At 57.9% G+C, this 22730-nt stretch carries 20 protein-coding genes; 9 read left to right on the top strand and 11 right to left on the bottom strand.

The genetic code is table 11. The annotated features are described in order from the left end of the window. The first annotated feature begins 5 nt into the window (after positions 1-5). Positions 6-1448 (top strand): anaerobic nitric oxide reductase flavorubredoxin, encoded by a 1443-nt coding sequence (norV, locus tag ABIC80_RS17645; protein ID WP_429178024.1) that lies wholly within the window; start codon positions 6-8, stop codon positions 1446-1448. Next, complete coding sequence (gene norW / locus ABIC80_RS17640; RefSeq protein ID WP_429178022.1) at positions 1445-2578, top strand: NADH:flavorubredoxin reductase NorW; 1134 nt, start codon at positions 1445-1447, stop codon at positions 2576-2578. Before norV ends, norW begins: the two co-directional genes overlap by 4 nt. Here the strand turns inward: norW and hypF are convergent. The 4 genes from hypF to ABIC80_RS17620 all read right to left on the bottom strand — a co-directional run bounded on the left by hypF (position 2523) and on the right by ABIC80_RS17620 (position 8679). Continuing rightward, entirely contained in the window at positions 2523-4796 is a 2274-nt protein-coding gene (hypF, locus tag ABIC80_RS17635; RefSeq protein WP_429178020.1) for a carbamoyltransferase HypF, read from the bottom strand. The genes norW and hypF overlap by 56 nt on opposite strands. A gap of 4 nt (positions 4797-4800) precedes the next feature. Continuing rightward, a complete protein-coding gene (gene fdhF, locus ABIC80_RS17630; RefSeq protein ID WP_263754070.1) occupies positions 4801-6951 on the bottom strand; it encodes a formate dehydrogenase subunit alpha in 2151 nt (716 codons plus the stop codon). A 35-nt stretch (positions 6952-6986) separates the two neighbouring features. Further along, entirely contained in the window at positions 6987-7532 is a 546-nt protein-coding gene (gene hydN, locus ABIC80_RS17625) for an electron transport protein HydN (RefSeq protein ID WP_023480526.1), read from the bottom strand. Between the two features lie 133 nt (positions 7533-7665). Continuing rightward, complete coding sequence (locus ABIC80_RS17620; RefSeq protein ID WP_429178018.1) at positions 7666-8679, bottom strand: LacI family DNA-binding transcriptional regulator; 1014 nt, start codon at positions 8677-8679, stop codon at positions 7666-7668. 264 nt (positions 8680-8943) lie between these two features. Between ABIC80_RS17620 and ascF the strand changes: the two genes are divergently transcribed. The 4 genes from ascF (at position 8944) to ABIC80_RS17600 (ending at position 14760) form a co-directional block, all read left to right on the top strand. Continuing rightward, positions 8944-10386, top strand: coding sequence for a PTS cellobiose/arbutin/salicin transporter subunit IIBC (gene ascF / locus ABIC80_RS17615; protein ID WP_094421819.1), 1443 nt, complete (start codon positions 8944-8946; stop codon positions 10384-10386). A gap of 20 nt (positions 10387-10406) precedes the next feature. Continuing rightward, the gene (locus ABIC80_RS17610) at positions 10407-11831 is read left to right on the top strand and encodes a 6-phospho-beta-glucosidase (protein ID WP_094421821.1); all 1425 of its coding nucleotides are present in this window, start codon (positions 10407-10409) and stop codon (positions 11829-11831) included. Positions 11832-11967: 136 nt separating this feature from the next. Beyond that, the gene (locus tag ABIC80_RS17605) at positions 11968-12861 is read left to right on the top strand and encodes an SDR family oxidoreductase (protein WP_023480577.1); all 894 of its coding nucleotides are present in this window, start codon (positions 11968-11970) and stop codon (positions 12859-12861) included. 84 nt (positions 12862-12945) lie between these two features. Then, positions 12946-14760, top strand: coding sequence for a glycoside hydrolase family 15 protein (locus ABIC80_RS17600; protein WP_429178016.1), 1815 nt, complete (start codon positions 12946-12948; stop codon positions 14758-14760). A gap of 19 nt (positions 14761-14779) precedes the next feature. On the opposite strand, the gene ABIC80_RS17595 is transcribed toward ABIC80_RS17600, so the two are convergent. Together ABIC80_RS17595 and ABIC80_RS17590 are read right to left on the bottom strand one after the other, a co-directional pair. Then, positions 14780-15841 (bottom strand): bifunctional transcriptional activator/DNA repair enzyme AdaA, encoded by a 1062-nt coding sequence (locus tag ABIC80_RS17595; protein ID WP_429178014.1) that lies wholly within the window; start codon positions 15839-15841, stop codon positions 14780-14782. Beyond that, positions 15828-16592, bottom strand: a complete 765-nt coding sequence (locus tag ABIC80_RS17590) for an isocitrate lyase/PEP mutase family protein (RefSeq protein WP_429178012.1) — start codon at positions 16590-16592, stop codon at positions 15828-15830. The genes ABIC80_RS17595 and ABIC80_RS17590 overlap by 14 nt, the downstream gene beginning before the upstream one ends. Before the next feature lie 335 nt (positions 16593-16927). Between ABIC80_RS17590 and ABIC80_RS17585 the strand changes: the two genes are divergently transcribed. After that, positions 16928-17326, top strand: a complete 399-nt coding sequence (locus tag ABIC80_RS17585) for a type IV secretion protein Rhs (protein WP_429178010.1) — start codon at positions 16928-16930, stop codon at positions 17324-17326. A 135-nt stretch (positions 17327-17461) separates the two neighbouring features. After that, a complete protein-coding gene (locus ABIC80_RS17580; protein WP_429178009.1) occupies positions 17462-17869 on the top strand; it encodes a putative T6SS immunity periplasmic lipoprotein in 408 nt (135 codons plus the stop codon). Positions 17870-17904: 35 nt separating this feature from the next. Here the strand turns inward: ABIC80_RS17580 and ABIC80_RS17575 are convergent, their stop codons facing one another. From ABIC80_RS17575 to ABIC80_RS17555, 5 genes are all read right to left on the bottom strand, one after another. Further along, positions 17905-18438, bottom strand: a complete 534-nt coding sequence (locus ABIC80_RS17575) for a hypothetical protein (protein WP_429178008.1) — start codon at positions 18436-18438, stop codon at positions 17905-17907. Between the two features lie 308 nt (positions 18439-18746). After that, positions 18747-19046, bottom strand: a complete 300-nt coding sequence (locus ABIC80_RS17570; protein WP_124967434.1) for a helix-turn-helix domain-containing protein — start codon at positions 19044-19046, stop codon at positions 18747-18749. 189 nt (positions 19047-19235) lie between these two features. Continuing rightward, positions 19236-19931, bottom strand: coding sequence for an ArsR/SmtB family transcription factor (locus ABIC80_RS17565; RefSeq protein ID WP_429178006.1), 696 nt, complete (start codon positions 19929-19931; stop codon positions 19236-19238). After that, entirely contained in the window at positions 19928-20320 is a 393-nt protein-coding gene (locus ABIC80_RS17560; RefSeq protein ID WP_094421828.1) for an amino acid-binding protein, read from the bottom strand. The genes ABIC80_RS17565 and ABIC80_RS17560 overlap by 4 nt, the downstream gene beginning before the upstream one ends. A gap of 1 nt (position 20321) precedes the next feature. Further along, on the bottom strand, positions 20322-20636 hold the full coding sequence (locus ABIC80_RS17555; RefSeq protein ID WP_042714721.1) for an antibiotic biosynthesis monooxygenase family protein: 315 nt from the start codon (positions 20634-20636) through the stop codon (positions 20322-20324). Between the two features lie 219 nt (positions 20637-20855). Here ABIC80_RS17555 and ABIC80_RS17550 point away from each other — a divergent pair, with 219 nt between their 5' ends. Then, positions 20856-22715, top strand: a complete 1860-nt coding sequence (locus ABIC80_RS17550) for a beta-glucoside-specific PTS transporter subunit IIABC (protein ID WP_263754058.1) — start codon at positions 20856-20858, stop codon at positions 22713-22715. The last annotated feature ends 15 nt before the right edge of the window (positions 22716-22730 follow it).

Here is a 22730-nt window from a genome sequence, read left to right as displayed (position 1 = left end):
CGATCATGGCGATTCATGTAAAAAACAATATTCACTGGGTTGGACAACGCGACTGGGAAGTTCGTGATTTTCACGGCACCGAATACAAAACGCTGAAGGGCAGCAGCTATAACAGCTACCTGATCCGCGAGGGCAAAAACGTGCTGATTGATACCGTCGATCACAAATTCAGCCGCGAGTTCGTGCAGAACCTGCGCGGGGAAATCGATCTGGCAATGATCGACTACATCGTCATTAACCACGCTGAAGAGGATCACGCTGGCGCGCTGACGGAGCTGATGTCGCATATCCCCGATACGCCGATCTACTGTACCCATAACGCTATCGACTCGATTAACGGCCACCATCACCACCCTGAATGGAATTTCCATGTGGTGAAAACCGGCGATACGTTGGATATCGGCAACGGCAAACAGCTAATCTTTGTCGAAACGCCAATGCTGCACTGGCCCGACAGCATGATGACCTACCTGACCGGCGACGCGGTGCTGTTCAGCAATGACGCCTTCGGCCAGCACTACTGCGACGAGCATCTGTTCAATGATGAGGTGGATCAGGCCGAGCTGTTTGAACAGTGCCAGCGCTATTACGCCAATATCCTCACCCCCTTTAGCCGACTGGTAACACCGAAAATTACCGAGATCCTCGGTTTTAATCTGCCGGTAGAGATGATTGCCACCTCCCACGGCGTAGTGTGGCGCGATAACCCGACGCAGATCGTTGAGTTGTACCTGAAATGGGCGGCGGATTATCAGGAAGATCGCATCACCATTTTCTACGACACCATGTCAAACAACACCCGCATGATGGCCGACGCCATCGCCCAGGGAATTACCGAAGTCGATCCGCGCGTGGCGGTGAAAATCTTTAACGTGGCGCGCAGCGATAAAAACGACGTGCTCACCAATGTTTTCCGCTCAAAAGGGGTGCTGGTCGGCACGTCGACGATGAACAACGTGATGATGCCGAAGATTGCCGGGCTGGTGGAGGAGATCACCGGCCTGCGTTTTCGCAATAAGCGCGCCAGCGCTTTCGGCTCCCACGGCTGGAGCGGCGGCGCGGTTGATCGCCTCTCGACGCGTTTGCAGGATGCCGGGTTTGAGATGTCCCTCAGCCTGAAAGCGAAATGGCGACCCGATGTCGATGCGCTGGAGATCTGCCGCCAGCACGGGCGCGACATTGCCCGCCAGTGGGCGCTCGCTCCGCTGCCGGAACCGCTCAGCCAGCCCGCCGTGCAAGCTGCCTGCGGCTGCGCAGAATCAACTGCCGATCTCGGCCCGCGTATGCAATGTAGCGTCTGCCAGTGGATTTATGACCCCAAAACAGGCGAGCCGATGCAGGATGTCGCGCCGGGTACGCCGTGGTCTGAGGTGCCGGGCTCCTTCCTCTGCCCGGAGTGTTCGCTGGGTAAAGAGGTATTTGACGAACTGGCAGTGGAGGCAAAATGAGCGCCGGGATTGTGATTATCGGCTCAGGCTTCGCCGCCCGCACGCTGGTGAAAAATATCCGCAAGCTGGACAGCCACGTACCGCTGACGCTGATTGCCGCAGACGGTATGGAAGAGTACAGCAAGCCTGAGCTGAGCCATGTGATAAGCCAGGCGCAGCGCGCCGAAGATCTGATCCGCCAGACGGCGGGCGACTTCGCCGAGCAGTTCAACGTGCGCCTTTTCCCCTACACCTTTGTCACCGCCATCGTTCCCCACGCGCAGGTGGTGAAAAGCGCCGACAGAAGCTGGCCGTACGATAAGTTAGTTCTGGCGACCGGGGCGAAAGCCTTTGTGCCGCCGCTGCCGGGGTGCGAAATGATGCTGACCCTTAACAGTTTGCAGGAGTATCACACCTGCGAAGAGCAACTGCGGGCGGCAAAGCGGGTGCTGATTGTCGGTGCCGGGCTGATTGGCTGTGAGTTAGCGATGGATTTTCAGCGCGCGGGCAAGACCGTCACCCTGCTGGATAACGCCGCCAGCATCCTTCCGGCGCTGATGCCGCCGGAGGTGAGCGCACGTCTGCAACACTGCCTGACGGCAAGCGGCGTGCGCCTGCTGCTCGCCGCTAAGCTGGCACGGCTTGAGGCTCAGGAGAGCGGCGTGCGGGCGCGTCTGGATGATGAGCGCATTGTCGATGCCGATGTGGTGGTTGCCGTCACCGGCCTGGTGCCGCACACCGCGCTGGCGCAGGCCGCCGGGCTGGAGACCCGCCGCGGAATTGTCGTCGACGCCACGCTGCAAACCAGCCATCCGCATATCTTCGCGCTGGGCGACTGCGCCGAAATTAATGGTCAGGTGCTGCCCTTCCTGCAACCGATCCAGCTCAGCGCCATGACGCTGGCGAAAAACCTCACCGGCAGCCCGTCGCAACTGACGCTGCCGCCGATGCTGGTGAAGGTGAAAACGCCGCTGATGCAGCTGCATCTGGCAGGTGAAACCTCGCGCGCCGACCTGCGCTGGTACATCGCTACCGATGCCGCAGGCATGGTGGCAAAAGGGGTCGACGACTCCGACAAGCTGCGCGCGTTTGTGGTCAGTGAAGATCGCATGAAAGAGGCCTTTGCGCTGCTGAAGGCGCTGGGGCAATAGCCCGCGCGGCCGCCACCAGCCCCTGGCCGAAGGCGATGCCGCCATCCCCGGCCGGAAGCTGGTAGGGAAAAAGCAGCGTAAAATCGGCCAGGTAGTGCTGTAAGCGGGCTTTCAGCAGGCGGTTATGCAGCACGCCGCCGCTGAACACCAGCGTTGTAATGCCGCGCTTGCAGGCCTGCCCGCGCGCAAGCCCGGCAAAGCCGCGCGCCAGCGCGTCGTGGAATGCCCACGCCCGCGCGGAGGGTGCCGCCTGCCAGCACAGCCACGTCTGCCAGAAGGTCGCCAGATCGAGCCGGTTCCCTAGAAGCGGCATCTTCACCGAGTGCTCAAGGTTTTCCGCTTTTGCCGCCAGCGCTTCCAGCTGGCAGGCGGCCTCCCCCTCATAGCTAAGCTGCTCTGGCGCACAGCCGAGCGCGCAGGCCACCGCGTCAAATAGCCGCCCGCAGGATGAGGCCAGCGGCGCGTTGATGCCGCGCGCAATTGCTCGCTCCAGCACTGGCCAGTTCTGCTGCTGGATAAGCGCCGTTTCCGGGTACGCCTGCCACCTCTCAACGAAGGCCAGCATCTGCGCCAGCAAGTTGCGCCACGGCTGACGCGCGGCGAGATCGCCCCCCGGCAGCGCCACCGACGGCAGGCCGCCGAGGTGCTCGCAGTCGCGGTAGTTGACCCGCAAACACTCCCCGCCCCACAGCGCACCGCCCTCGCCCATCCCGATACCATCCAGGGTTATGGCAATCACATCCCCGCCGTCGAGCGGCCAGCCATGCTCACCCAGGCAGGCGGCCGCGTGAGCGTGGTGATGCAGCACGGTGTGAACCGGTAATCCCGAACGATCCGCCCATGCGCGAGTGCGATAGGCCGGATGCGCGTCCACCACCACCTGCTGCGGCGTGAAATTGTAGATTTGCTGCATCAGGCGTAGCGCGTTTTGCCACTGCGCCTCGACGCCATCATCGGTTAAATCGCCGAAATGTTGCCCCGGCACGGCACTTTCGCCGCGCAGCAGGCAGAAGGTGTTTTTCATCTGCGCGCCGAGGCAGAGCAGCGGCGGAATATCACGAAAGCCCGGCGGCAGCGGCAGCGCATCGGGCACATAGCCCCTCGCGCGACGCAGCATCTCGCCGCTCGCCCGCACCACGGAGTCATCCATACGCTGCACAATGTCGCGATTATGCAGCAGGAAACCGTCGACTATCGACGCCAGCTCGGCCTGCGCGGCAGCGTTGGTGAGTGCGGGCGGTTTGCCGCTGAGGTTGCCGGAGGTCATCACCAGCGGGCGCTGCAACGCCTGCGCCAGCAGATGCTGCACCGGATTTGAAGGCAGCATCACGCCAATTTCATCAAGCCCAGGGGCAATGGCCTCACAGAGGCCGCTGACGCTTGCGCTCTCCACCAGCACAATCGGCGCCGCAGGCGTGGCCAGCAGGCGCTGCGCTTCAGGGGAGAGCCCGTCGCTTGACGCCAGCATTACCGCCAGCGGCTTGCTCGGGCGCTGTTTTCGCGCGCGCAGGTAGCGCACGGCGGCCTCGTTGCCCGCATCGCAGACCAGATGAAAGCCGCCGATGCCTTTCACCGCCACCACGCCGCCGCTTTTGATCAGCGCCACCGCCATCTGCAACGCCTCTTCGCCCGCAGCCCGGTAGCTCGCATCATGCCAGCTCAGTTGCGGCCCGCATTCAGCACAGGCCACCGGCTGGGCATGAAAACGCCTGTCCAGCGGATTGCGATACTCCGCTTCGCACTCCGGGCAGAGGGGAAATGCCGCCATAACCGTCAATGGGCGGTCATAGGGCATGGCGTGAATAATGGTGAAACGCGGTCCGCAGTGGGTGCAGTTGATAAAGGGGTAACGGTAACGGCGCCCGGCGGGGTCGAACATCTCCGCCAGGCAATCAGGGCAGGTTGCGGCATCGGGAACAATCTGCGTATCCATTGCCCCGCCCGCGCTGTCGCGGATGGTGAAGGCCTGCGGTAATACAGGCCAGTGAAAGGGGTGCTGCTCAACGCGATCGATGCGCGCCAGCGGCGGACAGCGCTGGTGCAGAAGACGGAGAAAGGCCTGCGCGTCGCCAGCGAGACGTATCTCTACGCCCTGCGCGTCGTTACAGACATCGCCGTTCAGCGCCAACTGCTGCGCCAGTTGCCAGACAAAGGGGCGGAAGCCCACCCCCTGCACTTTTCCGTAAACGCGTAAGCAAACCCCAGGGCTTTGGCTCATATCATCATTGCAGCGCCGCATCGCGCAGGCGCGTCTTCATCTGTTGATAGGTGCGCTGAGTGTACGCTTCGGCCCAGGATTGATCGTTGATCGCACTCACCCGTACCGCGCAATATTTGGTCTCCGGCGTTTTCGATATCGGGTCGAGATTATCCTGCGTCAGCTCGTTACAGGCACCGATCCACCACTGGTAAGTCATATAGACGCTGCCCTGGTTGATGCGCTCGCTGACATCCGCGCGGGTGATCACCTTCCCGCGACGCGACTCTACCCACACCAGCTGGCGGTCACGGATCCCCAGCGCATCGGCATCCTGCGGGTTGATCTGCATAAAGCCCGGCTCATCGGCGAGGGTTTGCAGCGCCGCGCAGTTGCCGGTCATTGAGCGGCAGGAGTAGTGCCCTACTTCGCGCACGGTACAGAGCACCAGCGGGAATTCACTGTCCGGGCGCTCGGCGGGCGCGCGCCACGGCGCGGCGAAGAGGTGGCCTTTGCCATCCGGCGTATCAAACTTGTTGTCGTGGTAAAGGTAAGGCGTGCCGGGATGATCGAGCGTCGGGCAGGGCCACTGAACATGGCCCATATCGCCCATCTTCTCGTAGGTGACGCCGTAAAAGAGCGGGCAGAGTTCGCGCAGTTCATCCCAAATCTGCTGATTGTTGTCGTAGTGCATCGGGTAGCCCATCTCGGTGGCGATCAGGCTGATAATCTCCCAGTCACGTTTGACGTTATAGGTCGGCTCAATCGCTTTTTCGAAGCGCTGGAAACCGCGGTCGGCGCAGGTAAAGACGCCGCCATGTTCACCCCACGAGGTGGCGGGCAGCAGCACGTCCGCCTGCTCGGCGGTTTTGGTCATAAAGATGTCCTGCACCACGATAAAGTCGAGAGCCTCAAAGCCTTTGCGCACCAGGCCCAGGTCCGCTTCGGTCTGCAGCGGATCCTCGCCCATGATGTAGTAGGCTTTCACTTTGCCCTCCAGCGCCAGGTGCGGCACTTCGGTAATGCGCACGCCCACCTGATCATCCATTACCGCCGGATCGATCCCCCAGGCAGCGGCGAATTTCGCCCGCACCTGCGGGTCAACCACATCCTGATAACCGGGGAACTGGTTCGGGATGACGCCCATATCGCACGCGCCCTGCACATTGTTTTGCCCGCGCACCGGGCCGACGCCGACATGCTCGCGGCCGAGGTTGCCGGTGAGCAGCGCGAGGCTCGATAATCCTTTCACCACATCAACCGCCTGACCAAACTGCGTCACGCCCATGCCCCACATAATGGTGGCGGACGGCGCGGCGGCAAAGGTGCGCATCGCCTGGCGTACCTGTTTCGCCGGCACGCCGGTAAGGTGTTCCACCGCTTCCGGCGCGTACTCTTTTACCGTTTCGCGGTAGGCATCCAGCCCGGTAGTAAAGCTGGCGACATAATCTTTGTCATACAGCTCCTCTTCGAGCAGCACATAACCGAAGGCGTTGACCAGTGCCATATTGCAGCCGTTTTTCAGTTGCAGATGCTGGTCGGCGATGCGCGCGGTCTCGATCCGACGCGGATCGCAGACGATAATTTTCGCACCATTTTGCCGCGCTTTAATCACTCTTCGCGCCACGATCGGGTGTGAATCGGCGCAGTTGTAGCCAAAAATCAGCAGGCAGCGGGAGTTTTCAATATCGCTGATGGAGTTGCTCATCGCGCCGTTGCCGAGGGTCTCCTGCAACCCGGCAACAGAGGGGCCGTGGCAGACGCGGGCGCAGCAGTCGACGTTGTTGGTGTTAAGCACGCCACGGGCGAATTTCTGCATCACATAGTTAGTTTCGTTCCCCGTCCCGCGTGATGAACCAGTCGTCATAATGGCGCGCGGGCCGAACTGGGCTTTGATTTCGCTAAGGCGTTTTGCGGTGTAGCGGATCGCTTCATCCCAGCTGACCGGGGTAAGCTTGCCCCCTTTCTGATAGCGGATCATCGGTTGCGTCAGGCGCGGGGTGAGCAGTTTGGTGTCGTTAAGGAAATCCCAGCCGTAGTAGCCTTTCAGGCAGAGTTCATTCTGGTTGGTATGGCCGTCGGCGGCTTCCGCGCGGATGATTTTTCCGTCATCAACAACCAGTTTCAGCTTGCAGCCCGCGCCGCAGTATGGGCAAACACTTGTGATCTTCTTCATCAGTAACAGACCTGTTAAAAGTGAAAGTAAAGGGGTTAGAAGGTAATGGAGAGCGAGCTGTCGAGCGCGGCGCGACGCCGTTTATCCGCGCTCATCTGCTCCAGCACATTACGATCGATGCAGACCAGCGCCTTGGTCGGGCAGGCCTGAATGCAGGCCGGGCCGCTCTCGCTGTGGTGGCAGAGATCGCACTTGTTGGCTTCAGCTTTTTCCGCCCGCACGTTGAGGCCCGCGCCGCTGTGGCGAATAACCGGACGCACAACCACTTCCATCGCGCCATAGGGGCAGGCCACCACGCAGGTTTTGCAGCCGATGCAGCGCTCCTGCATCACATGCACAAAACCTTCGTCGCGGCGGATGGCGCCGTTCGGGCAGACATTGGCGCAGGGCGCGTCTTCGCACTGACGACACATGGTTGCCGTCGACACATTGACGCCTTTCACCACGTGAATACGCGGCAGGAAGGTTTCCGGGGTGAGCGCCGCGCAATCGCGATCCGCCTGATGGGAGACCACGCAGGCCACCTCACACGTGCGGCAGCCAATGCATTTTGCGGCGTCGGCCATAATAAATCGGTTCATCATTTTCTCCAGCTAAGAGCCTTGTCCCGCTGAAGTATTCATAAAGCGTGCCACTTTTTAAGTGGCTGAATTTAATGATGTTAGTAAAAGCGCAGCGCTGTCATCGACAGAAGTGTCGATGACGGCTGACACCTCAGGCGCAGGGGCCGCTGGTGATAGAGTCGCGCAGGATCAACTCGCCGGGAAAGGTGGATTGCAGGGTAAAGTCGCCGCCATCGAGCATAAATATCAGGCGATTGATGGTCTCTTTGATCATGCCGGTAACCGGGATTTTGACGCTGGAGAGCGCTGGCACGGTGAAGGGTGCCATGGCGATATCATCAAAGCCCACTACCGAAACCTGGCCGGGTATGGCAATGCCGCTGTCATGCAACTGCTTGATGGCACCTACCGCCATATCATCGTTGCTCGCCACCAGCGCACTGAAGGAGACCTTGCGATCCAGCAGTTCACGCACGCCGCTTGCTCCGCTTTGCGGTGTCCATTTCCCTTCGACAATCAATTCGTTACGCACCGCAATGCCCTGCTGTTGCAGCGCGTCTTTGTAACCGGATAAACGCTCAATGCCGGTGGGTGAATCGAGCGAGCCAGTAATCAGCGCAATATCGCGATGGCCGCGCGCAATCAGCGCCGAGACTGCCTGCTGGCTGGCGGCGTGCTGATCGCAAAAGACGCAGTGGCTGAGGTTTTTGCGCAGGCGGCGGTTGAGCACCACAATCGGCCGAGGGTGGCTGTCGATAATCGCATCCAGCTCGTCGACGCTGAGAAAACGCGGGTAGATGATGACGGCGTCGCAGCGCAGATCGAGCAGGTACTGAATCGCCTGACGCTCCTCTTCGGCGCTGTGTTTGCCATCTGCCAGCAGCAGCTGACGCCCTTTGTCTTCGGTCATGCGCGCCGCGTGAGAGAGCAGTTCGCTGAAGTAGACGCCGTGGTAAAGGGTGTTGGTAACCACTAATCCCAGCGTCTGGGTGGTGCTGCTGGCAAGGCTGCGCGCCAGTAAGTTTGGCCGGTAGCCGCTCTCGCTAATCGCCTGAAAGACGCGGTTTTTTGTCTCTTCGCTGACATAGCCTTTACCCGTCAATACGCGTGAAACCGTGGCTTTCGACACCCCTGCCCGCTTCGCCACCTCCTGCATTGTCGCCATCTGTCCTGCTCCTGCAAATGTCCTGTGGCGAAGTGTACTTCAGCCACGAGGCGTATTGAAACAGTTAACCATCCGGCAAAAAGCGCGCGTTTGTGATTATCCGGTGATCTCGGTCACGCTTTGAAAAAGTGCTTATTTTTAGGTCTTGTTTCCCTCACATAAACTCATCATGATTTTGTGGAACCGGTTACCTATTTCATGTTTCATCGCCGCCTGGGCGTGCGATAAGTCATTACCCTATTGATTAAACAGGATAAAAAAACAATGGCTAAGAACTATGCGGCGCTTGCCCACTCGGTGGTAGATGCGCTGGGCGGTGTCGATAACATTGCCGCCGTAACGCACTGCATGACGCGCCTGCGCTTCGTGGTGAAAGATGAAACGCGCATCGACAGCGCGACGCTGAAAAGCATCAGCGGCGTGATGGGCGTGGTACGCAACGACAACCAGTGCCAGGTGATTATCGGTAATACGGTTTCGCAGGCGTTTCGTGAAGTGGTCAGCCTGCTGCCGCAGGATATGCAGCCCGTCGAGACGCAGACCAAACAAAAACTCACCTTGCGCCGCATCGGCGCGGGCATTCTCGATGCGCTGATTGGCACCATGTCTCCACTGATCCCGGCGATTATCGGCGGCTCGATGGTCAAACTGCTGGCGATGGTGCTGGAGATGTCCGGCGCACTGCCCAAAGGCTCCTCTACCCTGACCATCCTGACGGTGATTGGCGACGGGGCCTTCTTCTTCCTGCCGCTGATGGTCGCTGCCTCGGCGGCGGTAAAATTCAAAACCAACATGTCGCTGGCGATCGCCATCGCCGGTGTGCTGGTGCACCCGAGCTTTATTGAGCTGATGGCGAAAGCGGCACAGGGCGAGCACGTCGAGTTCGCGCTGATCCCGGTGACCGCGGTGAAATATACCTACACGGTGATCCCGGCGCTGGTGATGACCTGGTGCCTCTCCTACATTGAGCGCTGGGTCGATCGCATCACCCCGGCGGTAACGAAAAACTTCCTCAAGCCGATGCTGATTGTGCTGATTGCCGCGCCGCTGGCGATTGTGTTGATTGGCCCGCTCGGCATCTGGATCGGTAGCGCCATCTCCGCGCTGGTTTACACCATTCACGGCTATCTCGGCTGGCTCTCCGTTGCCATTATGGGCGCGCTGTGGCCGCTGCTGGTAATGACCGGTATGCACCGCGTCTTTACACCCACTATCATTCAGACCATTGCCGAGACGGGCAAAGAGGGGATGGTGATGCCGTCGGAAATCGGTGCGAACCTCTCCCTTGGCGGCTCGTCGCTGGCGGTGGCATGGAAAACGAAAAACCCGGAACTGCGCCAGACGGCGATGGCGGCGGCGGCCTCGGCGATCCTCGCCGGCATCTCCGAACCGGCGCTCTACGGCGTGGCGGTTCGCCTGAAACGCCCGCTGATCGCCAGCCTCATCAGCGGCTTTATCTGCGGCGCGGTCGCCGGTATCGCCGGGCTCGCCAGCCACTCGATGGCGGCACCGGGGTTATTTACCAGCGTGCAGTTCTTCGATCCGGCAAACCCGATGACCATTGTCTGGGTGTTTGGCGTGATGGCGCTGGCGGTAGTGCTGTCGTTTGTGCTGACGCTGCTGCTCGGCTTTGAGGATATTCCGGTCGAAGCGGAGAAAAACGCACCGATGGCGCAGCCGGTAACGGTAAAAGAAGCACAAGCCTGATTAATAGAGCGAGGTAACGCATGGCTGTTTTTCCGCAAGGATTTTTATGGGGCGGCGCACTGGCCGCCAACCAGTCGGAAGGGGGATATCTGGAGGGCGGCAAGGGGCTGACCACCGTCGATATGATCCCGCACGGCGCGAACCGTCTGGCGGTGAAACTGGGGCAGGAGAAGCGCTTTGCCCTGCGCGACGATGAGTACTATCCCAGCCATGAGGCGATCGATTTTTACCATCGCTACAAAGAGGATATTGCGCTGATGGCGGAGATGGGCTTTACGGTGTTCCGCACCTCGATTGCCTGGAGCCGTCTCTACCCGAAAGGCGACGAATTAACGCCGAATGAAGAGGGGATCGCCTTCTATCGCGCGGTGTTTGCCGAGTGCAAAAAGTACAATATCGAACCGCTGGTGACGCTGTGCCACTTCGATGTGCCGATGCACCTGGTGACGGAGTATGGATCCTGGCGCAACCGCAAAATGGTGGAGTTTTTCACCCGCTATGCGCGCACCTGTTTTGAAGCCTTCGACGGGCTGGTGAAGTACTGGCTTACCTTCAACGAAATCAACATCATGCTGCACAGCCCCTTCTCCGGTGCCGGGCTGGTGTTCGAAGAGGGTGAAAACCAGGATCAGGTGAAGTACCAGGCCGCGCACCATGAGCTGATTGCCAGCGCGCTGGCGACCAAAATCGCCCATGAGGTGAACCCGCAAAACCAGGTGGGCTGCATGCTGGCGGGCGGTAACTTCTACCCCTACTCCTGCAAACCGGCCGATGTCTGGACGGCGCTGGAGAAGGATCGCGAAAACCTCTTCTTTATCGATGTGCAGGCGCGCGGCAGCTACCCGGCCTACTCCGCCCGCGTATTCCGCGAAAAAGGGGTGCAGATTGTTAAAGAAGCAGGCGATGACGACATCCTGAAAAACACCGTCGATTTTGTCTCCTTTAGCTACTACGCCTCGCGCTGCGCCTCGGCAGAGATGAATGCCGCCAACACCAGCGCGGCGAATATCGTCAAATCCCTGCGCAACCCGCATGTTGAGGTGAGCGAATGGGGCTGGGGCATCGATCCCCTTGGCCTGCGCATCACCATGAACATGATGTATGACCGCTATCAGAAGCCGCTCTTTTTGGTGGAGAACGGGCTGGGGGCGAAAGATGAGGTCGATGCCAACGGCGAGATCAACGACGATTACCGCATTAGCTACCTGCGCGAACATATCCGCGCGATGGGCGATGCGATTGAAGATGGCATTCCGGTGATGGGTTATACCAGCTGGGGCTGCATCGATCTGGTGGCGGCCTCCACCGGTGAGATGAGCAAACGCTACGGCTTTGTCTATGTCGACCGCGATGACCAGGGCAACGGCACGCTGGCGCGCAGCCGCAAGAAATCCTTCTGGTGGTATAAGAAGGTGATCGCCAGCAACGGCGCGGATCTCGACTGATCCTGACGGCAGCGAAAACACCGCTTTTCGCTGCCGTTTTATTTCACATATTCCTGGTTTTCCTGCCCGTAACGTGACAACGCTCACATCTATGCCAGGTTTAAACACGTGTCTACATAACGTTTAAGGAGCAAGCATGGCAGAGCAAAACACTAAACGACCTTTAGCGCCGCACTACCCGACCCCTCCTTTTGCCGAGCAACCGCAAACGCCGCCTGGCCTTGCCAGCAAGATGATCCCGGTGCCGGATCATGGCGAAACCAGCTATCGCGGTTCTGGCCGTTTGACCGGACGTAAAGCGCTGATCACCGGGGGTGACTCTGGTATTGGTCGCGCTGTCGCCATCGCCTATGCCCGTGAAGGGGCCGACGTGGCGATTAACTATCTGCCGGAAGAGGAGTCCGATGCGGCAGAAGTGATCAAACTGATTGAAGCGGAAGGCCGCAAAGCGATTGCCATTCCGGGCGATATCCGCTCCGAAGCCTTCTGCCAGCAGCTGGTAGAGGAAGCCGTTAAAGGCCTTGGCGGGCTGGATATTCTGGTTAACAACGCCGGTCGCCAGCAGTTCAACGAATCGATCCTCACCCTGTCGACGGAAGATTTCGACGCCACCTTTAAGACCAACGTCTACGCGATGTTCTGGATCACTAAAGCGGCGGTGAAACACCTGCCGGAAGGCGCGAGCATTATCAACACCTCTTCGGTGCAGGCCTACCAGCCAAGCCCGATCCTGCTTGATTACGCGCAGACCAAAGCCTCGATTGTCGCCTTTACCAAATCCCTGGCGCAGCAGCTGGGCGAGAAAGGGATTCGCGTCAATGCCGTTGCACCGGGTCCTTACTGGACACCGCTGCAATCAAGTGGCGGTCAGCCGCAGGAGAAAGTGCAGCAGTTTGGTGCCAGCGCACCGCTGAAACGCCCAGGCCAGCCGGTTGAGATTGCGCCGCTGTACGTCACGATGGCGTCGCCGGAAAGCAGCTACAGCTCCGGCCAGGTATGGTGCTCCGACGGGGGTACCGGCACATTGTAAGGATTGCCACAATCCTGCATCTCGTGGTCGCCGCCCGGCGGCCACGTCCGTTTCTCCCCTCCTCTCAACAGGACACAACAGACCGTGAAGAACGCGCAATACACCTCTCCCGTGCGGGAAAATGGCTTTGTCGAGGCGGGCGATTATGCGGCTATCGGCGAAGGCCGCTCCGTGGCGCTGATTGCGCCGGATGGCTCGATTGACTGGTGGTGCGCGCCCAATCTTGATTCGGCCCCGCTGTTTGACCGCCTGCTCGACCCCGATATCGGCGGTTTTTTTCAGCTTGAGCCAGATGCGCCCTACAGCGTGACGCGGCGCTATCGCGATGACAGCAACGTGCTGGAAACCACCTTTACCACCGACAGCGGCAAAGTGCTCATCACCGAATCGATTAACAGCACGCTGGCGGGCCGCCTGCCGTGGAGCGAACTGGCGCGGCGCGTTGAAGGAATTGAGGGAGAGGTGAAAATGAAGCTCTCCCTGCGCTTTGGCACGCGGGCAGAAACCTGCTCGCCGTGGCTTAATGAGACAGCTCACGGCAACGTCTACCATATTGCCGATCTGATGGCGATGCTGCGCACCAGCGAGGATGTGGCGATCGTCGATGTTGATGATGAGCAGATCCACGGCGCCTTTACCACCTCGCCCGAGAGCCGCACGCTGGTGGCGCTGCTGGTGACGGAGAAGGAGCCGCTGGCGGTGCCGGATCTCGCGGCGATTGATGAGCGGATTGAGACCAGCCACACCGCGTGGGTCGACTGGTCAAAAAGCCTCAGCTACCGCGGGGCGTATGAAAATCATGTCGGGCGTTCGGCGCTGGCGCTGAAGTTTCTCTGGTATTCGCCGACCGGTGCCCTTGCCGCAGCGGCAACGACGTCGATCCCGGAAGGGGTCGGCAAAGAGAAAAATTATGACTACCGCTATGCCTGGGTGCGCGATGCCTGCCTGATCATTAAAGCCTTCGCCTTTCTCGGCGCGCTGGAGGAGTGCAAAGCCGCCTTCTCATGGTTATCAAAAACGATTATTCGCCACGGTGTGCAGCTCCATGCTTGCTATACGCTGGAGGGCGAAGCGGTGCCCGCCGAGACCTATCCGCCGCTGCGGGGCTATAAAGATTCGCGCCCGGTGCGCGTCGGCAATAACGCCCGCGATCAGCTGCAACTGAGTATGTATGGCGACATGCTGGCGACGGCGCAGCTGTTTGTTAACGCCGGACATGTGCTGGATCTGCGCACGTCACGTTTACTGGGCGAGCTGGCGAACTGCTGCGCCGATCACTGGCGGCAAAAGGATTGCGGCATCTGGGAACTGCCCGAGCACCAGCACTATACCCACTCCAAAATGGCCTGCTGGCTGGCCCTCGACCGCGCGGTCGAGATGGCGCGCGAGAAGCATATTGAGCCGACCTGGGTAGGCCGCTGGGAGCGCGAACGCGACCGCATTCGTGACTGGGTTGAGGAGCACTGCTGGTCTGAGCGCAAACAGGCCTACCTCTTTTATCCGCAAAGCGAGGATCGCCTCGACGCGTCGCTGGCGCTGGTGCACCGCTATGGCAACAGCGTTAATCCGCAGCGCATGTTATCCACCTACCGCGCCATCCGCGAAGAGTTGGGCGACGGCTGCGCCATGACCTACCGTTACAGCGGCGTGCAGGAGGAGGAAAACACCTTTGTCGCCTGTTCGTTCTGGCTGGCGGAAGCGTGGGCGGCAATGGGTGAAATCGACTGCGCGAAAACAGCGATGGAGGAGATCCTTGAGTGCATATGCGATAAAGGCAACGTCGAAACCTTCAACGAGATGTTCGACGTGCGCACCGGAAAATGGAGCGGCAACCTGCCGCAGGGGTTGAGCCATCTGGCGCTGATCTGCGCCGCGCAGGCGATAACGGAGCATTCGTAAGAGGTTGATGCGCCTTGCGCTATCCGGCCAGGTTAAGCGCGTGGCGCGCCTCATGCTCAATTAACCACTTTTTGCGGGCAATGCCGCCGCCATAGCCGGTCATGGTGCCATTTTTACCGATAATACGGTGGCATGGGATGACTATTGCCACCCGGTTGGCACCATTCGCCGCCGCGACCGCCCTCACCGCCAGCGGTTTAGCGATACGCTCGGCAAGGCATTGATAGTGCGTTGTATGACCATACGGCACATCCTGCAAACCTTGCCAGACGAGGCGCTGAAAGGCGCTGCCCGGCAGATCTAATGCCATATCAAAATGGCGGCGATGACCCGCAAAATAGTCGCTTATCTCCTTTTCGGCCTGCCGCGTATGCTCATTCTCTCCGGCGAGAATGCGGGCGTTAAGCAACCGTTGCAGATCGCTGAACTCGGTTTCAAGCATACGTCTGTCGACAAACTCAAGCAGGCAAACCCCGCGCGCGGTAGCGCAGACAAACATTGGACCCAGCGGCGTCGTGAAGCGGTGGATCATGATGGTCTGCCGCCCTTCGCTCGGCGCGGCACCGGTGAGTTTTTTATAGGTGTAACCGAACCCGCTCAGCGATTCATACCCACTGTCGAAAGCCACATCGGTGGCGCTGCGACCACCTTTAAGCTCCTGCAACGCAACGTTGACGCGCATCATCCGCTGAAAAGCCTGAAACGTCATGCCGTGGTGTTGTAAAAACCAGCGCCTGACACGCTCCGGACTGATATTCCGTTCACGCAGTTGCGTATCACTGATGCGGGATTTGAGGTTATTACGCACCAGCGTAACCGCCTGCTCAATAAAGTCTGGCGCAGAGCAGGCATTTTCTGTTGGTCGGCACACTTTGCACGGCCGGAAACCCGCATCCAGCGCCGATTTCATATCGCTATAAAATTCGACATTCTCTCGCTTCGGCTTACGCGCCCGGCAGACAGAGATGCAGAACACACCGGTGGTTTTCACGCCGACGAAGAACACGCCCGTGTACTCCGAGGCGCGGTCAAGCAGCGCCTGATACCAGTTCGCGCATTGAACAGGATCACTGATTTTCATCGCAGAAAATCTCCTCAAAAACCTGCTTCCGCTGAATGCCTGAGAGTAACGTTTTTAGCCGGGCCTGTATCGCTTGATGCAGGAAATTTCCTGTTGATATCCGCCGCACACCCCAGCGTGAGAGTGCAGCAATATCAGCCAGCCCTGGTAAGGCCATCACATTGAGCGGCAGCGCAACCTGTCCGGCAATGGTGATGATATCCGTGTCCTGTTTTACCCCCGGCACAAACAACCCATTTGCACCGTGGTCCGCATACAGTTCGCCGCGCCGCAGCGTTTCCTGCAGGGTATCATCTCCCCCAAGCAGAAAGGTATCGGTACGGATATTGAAAAAGAAACCCGCGGGCAGCAGGCCGACGAGGGTTTGCAACTGACGCGCGAAAAGTAGGGGATCAACCAGAGATCGTCTGCCGTTGACCACCTGGCTATCTTCCAGATTGATACCGACCACGCCCAGTGCGATTAACTGCTGGATATTTTGCGCAATCTCTTCGGCAGAGCGGCCATAACCCGCTTCCAGATCGACACTTAATGGTAAGTCGCTTACGGCGCGAATGCGCTCGACTATAAAGAGCAGGTGTGCGAAGGGCATTGCTTCGCCATCGGCATAGCCGAACTGTGCGGCGATAGCGGCACTTGAAGTGCCTAATGCCGCATAGCCCGCCCGCTCCGCCGCCTGGGCACTGCTTGCATCCCAGACGTTAGCTAACAGTAAAGGGCAAGGTTGTTGATGAAGGTCATTGAACGTCATGGTCGTCTCCGGTGTTGTTGTTGAGCCGAGTCTGACGTTTAGAGCCATACACGCACAACCGAAAATCGGACGACCATTTTTACCCTGAGCGGGCGCGGTTTCTTGCCGGATGGCGGCTGCGCCTTATCCGGCCTACGAAGACGACGGGCGGCGTTCGGGGGCTGTTAAAGATGTTGGTGTTTTCGGGAAGGAGGTGACGGTGCGCGATTCTGTAAAGGCAGGAGCTTTTTTAATTTTGCGACTTTTTCATCGAATACTTTGAGATTTTGACTCTGACCATACCCGCACAAAAAATGCGATTATTTAGGCAATTTGTAACAACCGAGAGTATAAAGATGGAAACCAGGGAAGGCTTTGAAAGAGCGTTAACATGTGGGGAAATTGTGCTGGCACGCTCTATATATGGCAATTCAATTTTTTATAACGACGTAAAAGTACATTGTGACAGTTACTTTCCATTCGGATTACAAGATCCTGCTTATGCAATGGCCCCCAATGGAGAGCTGTGGTTTCGAAAAGAGGGTTATTTATCCGACTTCTCACGAGGAAATGATGAATCTCAGCATACTTTCATACATGAAATGGCTCATGTCTGGCAGCACCAGAAAGGTATGTGGGTAAGGTTGAGCGGCCTTTTTAGCGGAGTTGCTGATTACACGTACCGCCTTGATGGTAAGAGGTTGCTCCATCACTATACGATGGAACAGCAAGCATCCATCATTGCTGATTATTAGTTGCTTCGAAAACTAGGGTATTCCAGATGGATTAAAAACGTACGCCTTATCAATTTCAGGGGTGTAACAAATAAGACTGTCCTGCCAGAATACGAATATGTTCTTTCACACTTTTTAAACCAAAGGTAATAGCCGATGAAAAAAATGGTGTTAGTAAGCCTGTTAGTATTATCGCTTGCAGCCTGCCATCAGAACCCACAGCCTCCGCAGCTACGGGCTAAGGCTGTTACCGTCGCGAATAATGTTTGTGTTCTTGTTCAACCCGAAGGCGATGAAAAAGTGGCGATTGTCAAAATCTTAGAAGTCGGGAATCCGCAAAATGCGCTTGAAAAATATGATATCAACGATACAGCGGCCAGCTCTGACAGTTGCATGCCGACTTATGGCTATAAGTTTGAAAAAGGGTACTTCTATAACTTCACCGTCTACCTCGACTCAGACGAAAAAAGAGAGAAAGCGATAATCCCCTCTTCACGCATATTCTCTGTAGGCTTTGCCGTTCGGGATAATAACGGTAATACAGAAATATTTAGTGATAACTAATTTTGGGCCCAGTGGCTGAGCTCATATTTATTCTCTTACGGGTAAATCGCCATCAGAACACTGCGTTTATCCTGTGAGAAGAGAGTGAAATCATCACTTAGCGCCGGATTTTTTGTTAATAAACGCTGCTTAACCGCCAGAAATTTATCGTCGTTGGTAAAAAACAGCGCCATCAGATAATCCGTATTTTCAATATGATTACTTTCCGATTCGCTGATTACACGTTGATAGCACGCATCCTCTTTTTTACCCAGACGCTCTTTGAGCATGCACTCTTGCAGCAATAATGATGGATTAGCGTTAGATCTGTTAACAGGCTCAAGATAAGTGAGCGATTTCTGATAGTCGCCTCTGGAAGCAAGCAGGCTGGTATAACTGCGAATAACATTCACGTTTTCGGAATTTTTGCGCGCGAGCTTGTCGAAATCCTCTAACACGGCAGGTTTATCCGCATCCTCTGACAGCGTGTATTTTTTCACCAGCTCAGAGGCTTGCTGTTTGGGCTCCGCTATCGCGGGTGCGCTGAGAAAAAGGATTACGAGTAATGTTGTCACGCCACTGATACGCATTGAGCCTTCCTTGCTTTAAAACGAGACATAACCTTACTGCGCAGCGCTTTGCACACCAAAGAGAGGGATATGCCTTATCCGGCCTACAGACGATTTGGGTTGCGTAGGCCTGATAAGCGCAGCGCCATCAGGCAGCAATCTGCTGCCATGCCGGATGGCGGCTTTGCCTTATCCGGCCTACACACGCGACGACTTTGGGCGCGGATGGGGCATTCGAGGCGGTTAAAGCCAAGGCCAGCATCGTGGTTGGTGGCTGGATATGTTGCAACAGTCCACCGGGAAGCCATATGCGGTATAGCGCGGCAGCCTCAGATCTGAAATGCCACCCGTTTACCGGTGGGCAACGTAATATCAATGGTTAACTCGCCGCCCAGCGCCGCAACGTAGCGTTTAAGGGTTGAGAGACGCGGATCGTTGCCCGGCTGCTCTATTTTGGCAAGCGTTGGCTGCTTCACCCCCATCAGGCTGGCAAGCTCGGTCTGGGAAATGTTCAACTCTTCACGAAGCTGGCTTAACACAATGCTGCGACGCAACTCATCAACCCGCTCTTCAATGCGCGCCAGACTTTCAGGGCTTCGTTTAGCTAATAGTTCGTCTAAGGTTGCCATAATAACTCCTTATTTCGCATATGCTTGCTGAACTCTGCGTCGGCAATTTTAATCATCTCTTTATAAAACCGCTTCTCGTTAAAACCCCGTTCCCTCATAGCTTTTTTGCTATGGGAAAAAATTATAGCCTGCAAGCTATGTAAGCAAGATATCGTTGGTTATTTCACAAGCGTACCGACATTTTTCTTCTCATCCTTGCACACCAAACACCCTAAACAGTGCGCTTCTTCCCTCTTCGGTAATCGTCACTTCGCGGTAGCCCGGCGTGCGCTGCAGCCAGCCGCGCTGTTCGAAGGCGACAAGCAGCGCGGCGCCGGCATCGCCGCCGAGATGAAAGCGGCGCTCGCTCCAGTCGAGGCAAGCGCTACAAGGTTTGCGACGGGTGTTCGGGTCGAGCGCTACGCCGAGTTTTGCAAGCTCGCGCCTGCCGGTTTCGGTTACCGCATCACCCGCGTCGGTGATCCACCCATCTCGCTGCATCACGCTGTAAATGCCAACGGCGATCTCACCGGCGAGGTGATCGTAACAGGTACGCGCCCGGCGTAGCGCCAGCGGCGTGCGGGTGACGGGCGCTTTGGCGCCGCGCATCGAGACACCCATCATATTTTCCAGCAGCCCGGCGACATCGCTGCCCGCCAGCCGGTAGTAGCGATGTCGCCCCTGTGAGACGCAGACCAATAGCCCACTGTTTAGCAACTTAGTTAAGTGCGCGCTGGCCGTTGACGCGGCGATATCAACCACTGCGCAGAGTTCCGTTGCGGTCCACGCCCGCCCATCCATCAGCGCACAGAGCATCCGCGCGCGCGACGGCTCCGCCATGGCGCTGGCGATGGCGGCAAGGGCTGTTTCCAGCACTGGCGGTGAATTGTCGGCAGGTAAACTCATACTTTCGATACGTCCCAATGTTGTGTCACCTCGTGCGCCAGTGGATCATTATCGGTGAGCAGGATCAAGCGATTATCGTGATCGCTGTACTGCACCTCAATGTTGATCCCGGCGTTTGCCAGCGCGCGCGCAATTGCACCCAGCTCGCCCGGCCTCTCCTGCTTCAATTTGCGGATAAGCGGCTTTCGCACGCTTTGCAGCGTAAAGCCTGCGGCCTTCAACACCTGCCCTGCGCGCTCCCCCTCTTCCACCAGAAAGTGAGCATGGCACTGCGCGTTGACGGTAAACACGCCGCCGCCCTCAAGGCCGACGCCATTGCGACCCAGCGTTTCGCCAAGCGCCGCCAGCGCGCCGGGCGCGTTATCCAGCACCACGTGAAGATCGTACATATCAGGCTCTCCTGTCGGTCGAGGTGTAGTCGCGAAGCACCTGCGCGACGCGAATGCGGTAGAACGAAAAGATGGTGCGCTGCCCTTCTGCTTGCGCGGCCTGGTGCAGGATGTTTTGCTTCCAGGCGATCACCGCTGCCTCATCGCGCCACCAGGAGAGGGACAAAATCTTCCCCTCCGTGCTCAGGCTCTGAAAGCGCTCGATGGTGATAAAGCCGTCAATCTCCGCCAGCTGCGGCTTCAACTCTGCGGCAAGCTGTAAATAGCGCGGCTGCTCGCCAGGCGCAATATCCGCTTCAAATAACACTGCGATCATAGGTCACTCCCTCTACTGTTCCGTCTCGCCAGTGTTATGCAGCGCCCAACGCGATGCTTCGCCCGGCAACGAAATGTCGCCGTACCCCCTCTTTTTTAGGAGTGATTAAGTTCGCACTTTTCCATGAAACCGGTTGCGGCAGAGCGTCACCAGGCTAGCATGAAACCGGTTTCACCCAGTTACACCTACTCAGTTTCCGATAATAAAAGGTAAATAAAAATGGCCGTTATCAGGGATTACAATAAGTTAGCGAGCGATATCCTGCGGGAGGTCGGCGGTGAAGAGAACATCAGCAACTTCTCCCGCTGCGCCACACGACTGCGCCTTGTCCTCAATGAAACGCCCGCCACGGCGAAAAACAACGTGCAGAGTTTGCCCGGCGTCATTGCGGTCGTTGAGAGCGGCGGTCAGTTCCAGGTGGTGATTGGCACCCACGTCGCCGATGTTTTTAACGCCCTGAGCGGCATGGTGAAAGAGCGCGGGGATGACGCGCCGCCACCCAAAACGCGCTGGCTCGATGCGGTGATCGCCACCATGTCGGCGGTGTTTGCCCCCATCGTCTATATTCTTGCCGCCGCCGGGATTTTACAGGGTTTGTTGATCCTGCTCGGCCTTGCGGATGCGGATATCAAATCCACCGGCACCTTTGCGGTGCTCAACTTTATGTCCTGGACACCGTTTGCCTTCCTGCCGGTGTTTATTGCCATCACCGCCGCGCGCCACTTTAAGTGCAACCCGTTTATTGCCGTGCTCTGCTGCTGTGCGCTGATCAACCCCGAGTGGACGGCGCTGGCGGGCAAAATCGCCGCCGGTAACGAAGTGAAGTTCCTCTTCTTCCCGCTGGCGGAAACGGTTTATACCTCGTCGGTGCTGCCGCCGCTGTTCCTCGTCTGGGCGCTGTCGTGGTTTGAGCGCCGGGTGGAAAAATGGCTGCCGGAGGTGGTAAGCCCGCTCTTTACGCCGCTTATCTGCTTTGTAGTGATTGTGCCGCTGACGCTGATTGTGATTGGGCCGCTGACCAGTTGGGCGGCGATTGGCGTGGCAAATGGCTACAACGCCCTGTTCCATGCCGCTCCGGCGCTGGCAGCCGCGATTATTGGCGGCGTCTGGCAGGTGATTGTGATTTTTGGCGTTCACTGGGGTATTACGCCGGTGATCATGGCCAACTTCGACACCCAGGGGTATGACTCCTTCCAGGCTTACCAGACCATCGCGGTGATTGGTCAGATGGCAGCAGTCTTCGGCGTGTTTATCAAAAGCCGTAACAAACAGCTGAAAGCCACCTCGCTGTCGGCGGGCGTCACCGCTATTTTTGGTATTACCGAACCGGCGATTTACGGCGTTACGCTGCGCTTTAAAAAGCCCTTTATCTGCGGCTGTATTGGCGGTGCCATCGGCGCAGTGGTCGCCAGCCTGTTTGGCAGCCTCTATTATGCTTATGCCGCGCTGCCGGGCCTCTTTACGCTGGTGAACGCCATCAGCCCCGATGCGCCGATGTCCTTTATTGGCGAACTGGCCGGTGCCGGGACGGCGATTGTGCTGACCGTAGTGATGGTGCAGTTTGTTGGCTTTGACGATCCGGTTGAAGAGACGCCCGCAGAGCAGAAACCAGCGACAGTTACCGTTGGCACACTGCAAATGCTCAGCCCAATCAAAGGCGAAGTGATTGCGCTGGAGAGCGTGAAAGATGAAGCGTTTGCCGGCAAAGTGCTGGGCGATGGCATCGCGATTGTCCCCGCCGAGGGAAAAGTGGTTGCGCCGTGCGATGCGCAGGTTGCGACATTAATTGACTCCCATCACGCTATCGGCCTGATCTGTGACAATGGCGCAGAATTACTGATCCATGTTGGCCTGAATACCGTTAATTTACAGGGGCAATACTTTACGCCGCTGGTGAAAGAGGGCGACCGGGTGACAGCAGGCACGCCTCTGCTGGCATTCGATAAGGCGAAAATTGAGCAGGCCGGGTATGATTTAACAACGCCGGTGCTGGTGGTGAACAGCGATGAGTTCACGCTTACTCACCATCAGTCACAAGGCGCCGTCACGGCGGGAGCGCCGCTGATGTCGCTGGCCTGACAAGAGAGATAACAC

The sequence above is a fragment of the Kosakonia sp. 1610 genome, from assembly GCF_050435845.1.
GTDB classification, from domain to species: Bacteria; Pseudomonadota; Gammaproteobacteria; order Enterobacterales; family Enterobacteriaceae; genus Kosakonia; species Kosakonia cowanii.
Note: the sequence above shows the minus strand (reverse complement) of the source record. Positions and strands in the feature narration are given on the sequence as shown.